Source organism: Coxiella endosymbiont of Ornithodoros amblus (genome assembly GCF_019425495.1).
Taxonomy (GTDB): Bacteria; Pseudomonadota; Gammaproteobacteria; order Coxiellales; family Coxiellaceae; genus Coxiella.
In genome coordinates, this window is the sequence record NZ_VFIV01000093.1 from 1 (window position 1) to 2,123 (window position 2,123).

The following is a 2,123-nucleotide window of genomic DNA, read 5'->3' on the forward strand; positions in this document are numbered from 1 at the left end:
CTTTTCGTCAAAACTGATTGTTGACACAACAACCCAGGGCCTATACGTATGGAGCAAAGCAGAATACGGGAAAATAATGATCTCGTCTATCGCCCCCGTATTTCGCTGCGCTCATAGGGGGTACTTCCTGATTTAACCTTTCATTGAATCAAAAAAGTCATTATTTGTTTTTGTTAACTTTAAGCGATCGATTAAAAATTCGCTTGCAGCAAGTTCATCCATGGGATGTAAGATTTTACGTAAAATCCAAACTTTTTGTAAAACGTCTTGCGGCATCATTAATTCTTCACGGCGAGTGCCGGAACGATTGATATTAATGGCAGGGAAAGTTCGTTTTTCTGCGATGCGGCGATCCAAATGAATTTCCATATTACCCGTTCCTTTAAATTCTTCGTAAATGACGTCATCCATCTTAGAACCGGTTTCAATTAACGCCGTCGCTATAATTGTTAAACTGCCGCCTTCTTCCACGTTGCGTGCCGCCCCAAAAAATCGCTTTGGTCGTTGCAACGCATTAGCGTCTACACCACCCGTCAATACCTTTCCGGAAGCAGGAATTACCGTGTTGTAGGCGCGTGCTAAACGAGTGATGGAATCCAATAAAATAACAACGTCCTTTTTATGTTCGACTAGCCGTTTCGCTTTTTCAATCACCATCTCTGCCACTTGAACGTGGCGTGAGGCCGGCTCGTCAAACGTACTTGCTACTACTTCCCCTTTTACTGAACGATCCATTTCGGTGACTTCTTCAGGCCTCTCATCAATCAACAATACGATGAGTACACATTCTGGATGATTTGTCGTAATTGAATGAGCGATATTCTGTAACATCATCGTCTTACCAGCTTTTGGCGGTGAAACGATAAGGCCCCGCTGACCTTTTCCGATGGGTGAAATCAAATCAATGATACGAGCAGTAATATCTTCCGTACTACCATTGCCCGTTTCCATTCTAAGGTGCTCGTTTGGAAAGAGCGGTGTAAGATTTTCAAATAAGATTTTGCCTTTTGACGCTTCTGGTTTTTCGAGGTTGATTTCATTGACTTGGAGTAAAGCGAAGTAGCGTTCGCTTTCTTTAGGGGGGCGGATTTTTCCTGAAACTGTATCGCCTGTTCGCAAATTAAAGCGCCGGATTTGACTCGGGGAAACATAAATATCATCGGGGCCGGCTAAATAAGAACTGTCTGCGGATCGTAAAAATCCAAAACCGTCTTGTAAAATTTCAAGGACACCATCGCCAAAAATATCTTCGCCTTTTTTAGCATGTGCTTTTAATACTGCAAATATAATGTCTTGTTTTCGTGTACGAGAGACGTATTCCAGATTCATTTCCTGAGCAATTTGCATTAGTTCTGGAACCGATTTTTGTTTAAGATCAGTTAAATTCATAAGTTATGGTAAAACCTCTTTATTGATTGTTTAAATTAAAATACATGCCGTTCATCCCAAACAAGCATCAGCTCATAATGCGATACTCCAGCTGGTATTTCATAGTTAGGAGCAAACTTAAAAAGGATGGGATTATGCCGATAGGCCCGTGATATTTGATGAGAATTCTAGTGAGTTATGAAGAAAAATGCAAGCTCTCATCTAAAAAGGCTGCTAATTGCGATTTATTAAGTGCACCGACTTTCCTATCAACTACTTCGCCCTTACGAAATATTAAAAGACTAGGTATTCCTCTAACACCGTATTTTATAGGGGTTTGAGCATTTTCATCTACATTGAGTTTAAATACCTTAACGCGACCGTCGTATTCCTTTGCGATCTCCTCAACAAGCGGACTAATCATCTTGCAAGGCTGGCACCATTCTGCCCAAAAGTCCACAAGAATGGGGATATCGGCTTGCAGCACTTCAGTTTCAAAATTTTCGTCGGAAGCGGTATAGACATATTCGCTCATTGTAAATCCCCTTAAATAATAATTATTCTAATGAATCGTTAGTCATCCTCAATTATGCTTATAGCAGATCGAGGCAGTAAGAGTAGAAACATTTCCTTACTATCGAGCCGTTCCTATCCAACAGCAAGAATAATGACTAGGCGTTTTACAAACTGACACACTATTATGCTGAAATCAATTATATTTACAACATTAAGGATACGATTATGTATAGATTTTC

At 40.4% G+C, this 2,123-nt stretch carries 2 protein-coding genes; both read right to left on the reverse strand.

From position 1 onward, the window contains the following. Positions 1 to 132: 132 nt before the first annotated feature. On the reverse strand, positions 133 to 1,389 hold the full coding sequence (gene rho / locus FIV31_RS07500; RefSeq protein ID WP_280124340.1) for a transcription termination factor Rho: 1,257 nt from the start codon (positions 1,387 to 1,389) through the stop codon (positions 133 to 135). Positions 1,390 to 1,564: 175 nt separating this feature from the next. After that, positions 1,565 to 1,903 carry a thioredoxin TrxA gene (gene trxA, locus FIV31_RS07505; protein WP_280124341.1) on the reverse strand — a complete coding sequence of 113 codons (339 nt, stop codon included), beginning with the start codon at positions 1,901 to 1,903 and terminating at the stop codon, positions 1,565 to 1,567. Between the last annotated feature and the right edge of the window lie 220 nt (positions 1,904 to 2,123).